Source organism: Lamprocystis purpurea DSM 4197 (genome assembly GCF_000379525.1).
Classification (GTDB): domain Bacteria; phylum Pseudomonadota; class Gammaproteobacteria; order Chromatiales; family Chromatiaceae; genus Thiodictyon; species Thiodictyon purpureum.
Genome location: NZ_KB902542.1, coordinates 133,736 through 141,339, shown reverse-complemented (window position 1 = coordinate 141,339; position 7,604 = coordinate 133,736). Strand labels below are relative to the sequence as shown.

Here is a 7,604-nt window from a genome sequence, read left to right as displayed (position 1 = left end):
CGACGATCTAGCAGCCTGTCGGACTTAGCCCCTAGGATAAGGGCATGAGTCAACATAAAGGCTTTTTGTTGCTCCACAATCTAACGTAAGGTGATTTCCGCGAGAAATCCAACCCGTAGGAGCCCGCTTGCGGGCGACGGGNGGGGGCACAATGACGCGATTCCGGCAGGTCACGTCGCCCGCAAGCGGGCTCCTACGGAGCTTGATTCTTGATAGCGTCTTATTCGGAAGTCGCCTAAAGTCCGACAGGCTGCTAGGCCCGCTTGTCCGATTACGATTACGACAACGACAACGACAACGACAACGACAACGACAACGAGTGTTTAACTCATTTCCGACTCGTTACTTAGGCGACTTCCGTCATGCGATCCCCTCACGATCAAGCTGCTTCTTGAGCACTTCGATCTGCACGTCCAGATCGAGCACGTCGGTGCGCAAGAGCTTCTGGCGCTGCTCCTCGAAGACCTGCTCGACGGTCACCAGCACATTGCGAAAATTCTGCTCCAGTTCGCGCGAATCGGCCAGGCGGTGGGTGCGGGCGTAGCCCTCGGCCACCTGCTGGACGCCCTCTAGATAGACGTTGAGAAATTTACGCGCCCGGTAGAGATCGGTCGGCCGTTCCGCGATCTGCTCCAGGATGCCGCGACCCTGGGCGCTGATCCGCAGGACGCGCGCCTTCAGCTCCGGATTGGCCATCGCCGCCGCCGTCTGCTCCAGATCCAGGAGCCGCCCCTCGGCCTCGGCCAGCGCGTCGGCCACCTTGCGCATCCGCTCATCGCCGCTCCAGAAGGCGCGCGGCCGCCCCAGCGACTCGAAGCCGTAGGTCAGATGGAAACCCAGGGCGGCGACCGCCGCGAAGGCGAGGCTGATCGCCGGCCCCTGACCGACACTGAAGGCGGCGGTGACACCGACACCCAGCGCGGTCGCCAGCCCACCCAGGGTCTTGAGCGGCCAGCGCCACAAGCGCGCGAAACGCGGCTGCTGCCGGACATAGGCGGCGCGGATGCCGCGCCGCGTCAGCCAGGCACCGGTCATGAACAGACCCAAACCCGCGGCGTCGGCCAGGAAGCGGTCCAGATGGCCGGTCCCCAGAGCGATCATCGCGGCGAACAGCAGCGGCGTCGGCAGCACCCACAGCAGGGCACCCGCCAGCAATGGCGGCGGTTGGACGCGCGGCTGGGTCTCCTGCGCACCCTGGACCAGCGCACGCAGCGCGGTATGCGGGATTTTCATCAGGGGCGCGTAAGCACTGGTGCCGGCGAACATGGACCGCACCAGCGGCAAGAGCTCGTTCAGACGCACGTCTCGGGGCGGCTTGGGGGGCATCGTCACCGCGGGGTCCTCGGCAGGTCAGACAGGGAAGAACAGGGCCTGGCACGACACCAGGTAAACGCTCGACACCAGGAGCGCGCTGCCGAGCAGACGCAGCATCAGCGCAGGACGCGGCGACTGGGCGGGGGGGCGTTGCAGGTCGGACATAGTGGATCAGCCTGGAGAGAGGACGGGTTAGCCGTCGATGGAGCCGAACAAGCGCACTGGCTGGTGCTGGTCATGCAGCGCGCGGGGCGCGCGGAGTGACTCGCGTGTTCTACCCTTCATTATGGAGACGATCACGCCCAAGCCAATGCCCGCCGACCGCGCGATACGCGGCTCAGTCGCCCGCCGCGATCGGCTGCAACTGCGCATCGGCCATCCCCACCAGCAGCGCTTCGCCGTCCGGGGCGACGCGAAACGCACCGAAGCGCGCCGCCTGCCACCGAGCCGCGTCGCCCTCGCGAAAGAACCAGGCATCGGTGACCAGGGTCCAGCGCCCGTCCTTGGGAGTCAGCGCGATCAGAAACTCATCCGCGGCCAGCGGCTCATCCGGATGATGCAGGCGTAACAGGGTCGCCACACCGCGCGCATCGGCGCGGGCCACAACCAGTGGCCGGCCGCCGCCGAGCCGACCGAGTGCGTCGGTGTCGACCGGAAGAGCGAACCGCAGACGCATGAAGTCGCCCTGCAACAGCGAACGCGGGTCCACCGGCGCCAGTGCCACGTACACCGGCCGGCCCGCGGCGATCAGCGATTCTTTCTGCCAGATCGCGACATTGACCACCCCCAGGGTCGCCAGAGCGGACAGCGCGATGAGCCAGGGCACCCAGCCGCGCGTTGATCCGAAGGCCGCCGACCTGGGTGCGGCGCGGCGGCCCAGGCCGCCGCCCAACTGGACCAGCAGCCCGAGCAGGCCGCCGACCGTCACCAGCACCAGCGCCTTCTGGGCCAGCGGCCACTGCAACTGATAGTAGAAACTGCCGATGATCCAGGCCGCCGCCAGCGCCGCCGCCCCCGCCAGGCGCCGGCGCCCGCTGGTGGCGGTGATCACCAGGGCCAGCCAGACGCCGCCCAGGCTGGGCAGGAACCAGGCGAGCCCGGCGACCGCCACCCCGAGACCCAGCACCCAGGGCCGGCGCAGCCCCGGCCAGACACGCGCACCCCAGAGCGTCGCGGCCAGGATCAACAGGGCCGAGCCCCCGGCCATCCAGATCGGCTCGGGCGCCGCACCGTAGCGCGCCGACAACTCGGTGGCCAGATCGCGGACCAGCGGGCTCAGACCGGAACCCGCCAGCAGGGTCATGCCCGACACCAGGGCGAGCCCGGCCAGGGTGGCAAGCAGCCAGCCAGCGCTGATCGACTCCAGCGCTGCCGCCGCACCCGTGCCCGGGCCGAGCAGGCGCGGCTGCACCCAAAGCCCGATCAACCAGGGGGCCAGCGTCACCTGAAGTGCCAGCCAGCCCCAGGGTCGGCCCGAGCCGTCCAGCACCAGCAGGTCGCGCGGCGCCGCCAGGACGAACGCGACAGCCAGTGCGAATAGCCCCCCGGCCGCGGCTCCGAGCAGGACCCGCAGCCAGGGCCGCGGCAGGACAGCGGCCAGAGCCAACGCCAGGATCGCGATCAGGCCCGCCGCCGCCTCGGGCGGCAGGTCGCGGCCCAACCCGAAGCCCAGGGCGCCGAGACCCACCAGCAACGCCGGGACCGCGAGTTGCTCGACGAACAGCGGCAGGTCGCGGGCGCGCAAGGTCGCCACCGCGGCGGCGAGGATCAGAACCCCCGCCAGATAGGGTCCCAGATCGCCCGCCAGCCAGTCCGCCAGCAACAGCCCGACACCCGCGAGGAGCGGCATCGCGGCCAGCCAGGCGCCGAGTGCGGTCAGCAGCAGCACCGGCCAGGGACGGGCGTCCGCGGGCGGGCGCTCGGCATCGCTCGGGATCAGGCCGGCGGCAACGGCCGCCGCCAGGATACGGTCAAAACGATCGCTCATGATCGGCCCCCGCTATGGTAACGCGCCAGCCGCAGCAGGCCGGTGACCGACGCCGCCAGCAGCCCGGCGGCGCAGAGTCCCAGCACGAACAAGCGGCCGATTTCGTCACCCCAGGAGACTTCGCGGAACAGCCAGCGGCCCAGGCCAGCCGTCACCAGGGTATCGAGCCCCAGGACCACCGCGCTCAGGGTCCCGAGTTCGAAGGCGCGCGGCAACGCCAGGACCAGGGCTGCCGCGGTCAGGACCAGGAGGCCAAACCAATAGATACCGATGGTGTCGCCGAAGAAGAGCCCGCTCAGCGCCGTGAAGGTCACCAGCGCCACCGTCAGCGTCGCCGCCAGGCGCAGCGACCAGAGACCCGCCCCGGTGAGACGCCGTGCCGCCGGACCAAGCGCACCCACCATCAAGACGGCCGCCCCCCAAGCCCAGGCCGACACCGCCAGATCGTCCGGCCCGACCACCCAGGAGCGGCTGCCGTGCGCCTGCGCCCAGAGCGCGATGGCGGTCATCGCCACCAGCGCCCAAGGCGTCCACAGCACATCGGAGCGCACCGCGAGCGCCAACGGCAGGCCGAGCAGACTCCACCAGGCGAAGATCTGCCAGGGATCGGCCCCGGTCTGATAGGTCTGACCCAGGAAGGCCAGCAGACCGCCGATCGCAAGCAAAGCCAGCAACCCCAGGGCCGGACGCCCGGCCGGCAGCACGAGCGCCCCGACACCGGCGGCCAACACCAGGCCCTGCAACAAGGCGAACTGCCCGCCGCGGCCCAGTGCATCCCAATTGGCCGCGACCCACAGGATCAGCCCCAGGCCCGCCAAGGCCGCCGCCAGCAATGCCGCCCCCCGCGGCAACCACCGGTCGAGACCGGCCGGCTCGGCATCGAGCCCGGCGAGTTGCAGCAGACGCCGGGCCGCCGGGCCATCGAGCCGATAGCGGATCGCCAGATCGAAGAGCGCGGGACGAAGGTTCATCGTCGTAAACCCGTGTTGCAAACAGCATGGACTGGGCGGAACCGCAGCAAAGTGTAGCGCAGTCGTGCGCCCGCGATCAGGCTGGCCTCATCCGCCGTCCGCAGCGCTTGCTTGGGACACCTTGGGCTGAATAAAGCACGGCACAACGCTTAACTGAAGCGATCCTGACCGCATGGCCTGTTGAAGCGGCGCGGACGATGGTATAACCGCGGGCGTCAGACTCGATGACTCCCGAGGGGGGGTGGTTCCGCTTTGAGGCGCAGGCAGCACCGCGCCCCGGATCAGCAGCCTCACCCCAGGGCCGCACCGTCACAACCGTATCTGTCGAGGCCATCGATGCACGTCAAGTTCCACTCCGCGCGCCCCTGGTACCTGGTGCTGTTTGTCCTGATGATCGGCTTGATCGCAGGTGCTGCAGGCGCCGCGACCGCCGAGACGGACGAGGCGCCATCACCCGCCGCCAAAACGCCGTCCTCCACTGAGCTGCTCAAGCTCCCGAAGATCCCGAACGAACGCTGCATGAAGTGCCATAACGACGAGGATGAGAAAACCTCGGAGCGCGAGGACGGCACCGAGGTCAATATCTTCATCGAGCGTGAACGCTTCGAGCACAGCGTGCACGGCAAACAGCCTTGTGTCGGCTGCCACAACAGCATCAAGAAAGCCAACCACGAGATGCCGCTGCCCAAGAGTATCGGCTGCGTGCAATGCCACATGATGACGGCCGAGGCTCAGCGCGGCAGCGACGACCCCAAATACAAGCGTCTGGACGTGGTCCTGGCGCAAATCGACGGCTATATGGAGTCGGTCCATGCGCGGCCGAGCCTGCTGGACCAATCGCGCACCAATGCCACCTGCTATGACTGCCACGAGGCGCACGCGATCGGCACCCTGGGCAGCACGGCACGGGCCGAGCATCGCCGGCAAAATCCCGAGGTATGCGGCCGCTGCCATGAAAAGCAGGAAGAAGCCTACGCGGACTCGGTCCATGGCAAGGCGGTGATCGAGGGACACAACGCCGGCGCGGCGGTCTGCTCCGACTGCCATACCCCGCACAACATCGACTCACCCGAGCAGACCAAGGTCAAGCTCACCATCACCGGCAACTGCGGCAGCTGCCATGAAAAGCAGTTGAAGACCTATCAGGCGTCCTACCACGGCCAGGTCATCCGCCTGGGTTACACCCACACCGCCAAATGCTATGACTGTCATGGCAACCACGGCATCATGAAGGTCGATGACCCGGCGTCGAAAGTCCACCCCGACAACCGGCTGGAGACCTGCCGTCAATGCCATAAGAATGCCCCGATCGGCTTCCTGGGCTTCCATGCTCATGGCGATGCCAACGATTTCGAGAACTATCCGGAGATGTGGATCGCCGCCCGCTTCATGGATGCCTTGATCATCGGCGTCTTCCTGTTCTTCTGGACCCACATGCTGCTGTGGATCTATCGCGAGTGGCGTGAGCGCAAGGAAGGTAAAGGCTATCGGCCCGACCCGGCGAATCCGCCTCAGGTGTATTTCCGCCGCTTCGGCACGGGCTGGCGGCTCGCCCACGGCATCCTGGCCATGGCCGTCATGATCCTGGTGCTGACCGGCACCGCGGTGCTGTTCGGCGAACAGCCCTGGGCGCAATACATCATGAACGTCCTGGGCGGACCCAAGATCGCGGCCATCATTCACCGGGTCGCCGCCGTGACCTTCATCGCCGTGTTCTTCGGCCATCTGGTCGTCGTGATCTGGAACATCGCGCGCGCCGGCCGGCAATTCCGCTGGTTCGGACCGACCTCCATGGTTCCCAATCTGCAGGACCTTCGCGACATCGGCGCCATGTTCAAATGGTTCTTCGGGTTCGCCCCGCGACCCAAGTTCGACCGCTGGTCCTATTGGGAGAAGTTCGACTACTGGGCGCCCTTCTGGGGTATGGCGATCATCGGCCTGAGCGGCCTGATGCTGTGGTTCCCGACCGTCACCGCCTCGTTCCTGCCGGGTTGGGTGTTCAACATCGCCACCATCGTGCATGCCGAGGAGGCGATCCTGGCCGCGGTCTTCCTGTTCACGGTGCACTACTTCAACGTCCACTTCCGTCCGGAGAAATGGCCCATGGACATCGTCATGGCGACCGGTGCCGTGCCGCTGGAAGAGTTCAAGCACGAACATGCCCTGGAATATGAACGCCTCAAGGCCAGCGGCGAATTGGAGAAGTACCTGATCAAGCCGCCGACCGAGAAAGCCGTGCGCACGGGTCGCAGGGTCACCGGCTGGCTGATCATTATCGGCCTGATCCTGGCCGCCCTGGTCCTCAACGGCTACGTGCAGAAACTGTCGGGGCACTGAGGATACCCCGTCCGGCGACGCGCCGGTGCGAGGCTGCGTAGTCAGGGCTTCCAGCCCTGACTGTTCCAGCCCCGACGCCGCCAGGCCAGGATGGCCTGACTACGCACTTTCACGGTAAAGACTCGACCCGCGGTCATCGTGCGGCTGGACCGATGATCAAGAGAGTCGCATTGGCCGGAACAGCGACCATGGCCCCGGACCGCGCAGTCTGCGTTGCGCAATCAACCATCGACTGAAGGATGCAGATCCATGAAGACTACGGGTCTCCGGGCGCCCGCTTTCCTGACCCGCCTGCGGGCCCCAATACTGCCTGGCGTCATCGCCCTGCTGCAGGGATGCGCAACCACCTGGGGGGTTCCAGGAGCAATCACGACCACGGATGAACGGCCTTTCTACCTGTCCAGTGCCGGCAAAGGGCTCTTGATCGAACCCGGCCGCATGAAGCTCACGATCGTCGAGGGGCAGCTGCCGTTCGCGTCGTCACGCCTCGAGATCGAGACCGGTCGCGGCAAGCTCGTCATCAAACTTCCGAAAGGCGCCCTGGCGCACAACACCTTGCAAATCTTCGGCGCGACGCACGGGTTGTCCGCGGATATTGCCGGGACCTGGACCGATCACCCCGAGGGCCAATACCAGGGCAGCACGACCCAGTCCTGCACCTATTCAGGCTACTGCACCCAAAACATTGAGGTACGCAGGTGCTTTGGCGAGACCTTTACCAGCGAGGACAAGGCCTTTCGCAAGGCGCAGCAGCATCCCGAGTGCAAGGCGGCTTACGAAGCGCGCTACGGGTATTTCAGCAACTGCAACGGACAGCAGCACTTTCGGATGACGATGGAACGTTATCGGCGCACCTACAGCGTCGAGTTCCTGGACCCACGGCAGCAGTCGAAACGCCTTGGACGCTTCGAGGGGACGGTTGGCGGACTGGTGCGTGAGTTGAGTCGGGAAGCGACCGGCGACTGCCGGGGCTCGTGAAGGTCTTTGTATATCAA

Annotated in this window: 6 protein-coding genes; 2 read left to right on the top strand and 4 right to left on the bottom strand. The window is 66.6% G+C overall.

Annotation, left to right across the window (positions count from 1 at the left end; all coding sequences use genetic code 11):
• Window positions 1-360: 360 nt before the first annotated feature.
• The 4 genes from A39O_RS0127035 to A39O_RS0127020 all read right to left on the bottom strand — a co-directional run bounded on the left by A39O_RS0127035 (window position 361) and on the right by A39O_RS0127020 (window position 4,272).
• On the bottom strand, window positions 361-1,326 hold the full coding sequence (locus A39O_RS0127035) for a 5-bromo-4-chloroindolyl phosphate hydrolysis family protein (RefSeq protein ID WP_020507787.1): 966 nt from the start codon (window positions 1,324-1,326) through the stop codon (window positions 361-363).
• A 24-nt stretch (window positions 1,327-1,350) separates the two neighbouring features.
• Entirely contained in the window at window positions 1,351-1,479 is a 129-nt protein-coding gene (locus tag A39O_RS43280) for a hypothetical protein (protein ID WP_020507786.1), read from the bottom strand.
• Window positions 1,480-1,651: 172 nt separating this feature from the next.
• The gene (locus tag A39O_RS0127025) at window positions 1,652-3,301 is read right to left on the bottom strand and encodes a GDYXXLXY domain-containing protein (RefSeq protein WP_020507785.1); all 1,650 of its coding nucleotides are present in this window, start codon (window positions 3,299-3,301) and stop codon (window positions 1,652-1,654) included.
• Complete coding sequence (locus A39O_RS0127020; protein WP_020507784.1) at window positions 3,298-4,272, bottom strand: DUF2157 domain-containing protein; 975 nt, start codon at window positions 4,270-4,272, stop codon at window positions 3,298-3,300. The genes A39O_RS0127025 and A39O_RS0127020 overlap by 4 nt, the downstream gene beginning before the upstream one ends.
• 336 nt (window positions 4,273-4,608) lie before the next feature.
• Between A39O_RS0127020 and A39O_RS0127015 the strand changes: the two genes are divergently transcribed.
• On the top strand, window positions 4,609-6,609 hold the full coding sequence (locus A39O_RS0127015; RefSeq protein ID WP_020507783.1) for a cytochrome c: 2,001 nt from the start codon (window positions 4,609-4,611) through the stop codon (window positions 6,607-6,609).
• Between the two features lie 249 nt (window positions 6,610-6,858).
• Entirely contained in the window at window positions 6,859-7,587 is a 729-nt protein-coding gene (locus A39O_RS0127010; protein ID WP_020507782.1) for a hypothetical protein, read from the top strand.
• Window positions 7,588-7,604: the final 17 nt, after the last annotated feature.

What these genes read in the sequence shown, in the direction of transcription:
- A39O_RS0127035 (WP_020507787.1), bottom strand. Translation starts at nt 1,326, where the DNA reads ATGCCCCCCAAGCCGCCCCGAGACGTGCGTCTGAACGAGCTCTTGCCG.
- A39O_RS43280 (WP_020507786.1), bottom strand. Translation starts at nt 1,479, where the DNA reads ATGTCCGACCTGCAACGCCCCCCCGCCCAGTCGCCGCGTCCTGCGCTG.
- A39O_RS0127025 (WP_020507785.1), bottom strand. Translation starts at nt 3,301, where the DNA reads ATGAGCGATCGTTTTGACCGTATCCTGGCGGCGGCCGTTGCCGCCGGC.
- A39O_RS0127020 (WP_020507784.1), bottom strand. Translation starts at nt 4,272, where the DNA reads ATGAACCTTCGTCCCGCGCTCTTCGATCTGGCGATCCGCTATCGGCTC.
- A39O_RS0127015 (WP_020507783.1), top strand. Translation starts at nt 4,609, where the DNA reads ATGCACGTCAAGTTCCACTCCGCGCGCCCCTGGTACCTGGTGCTGTTT.
- A39O_RS0127010 (WP_020507782.1), top strand. Translation starts at nt 6,859, where the DNA reads ATGAAGACTACGGGTCTCCGGGCGCCCGCTTTCCTGACCCGCCTGCGG.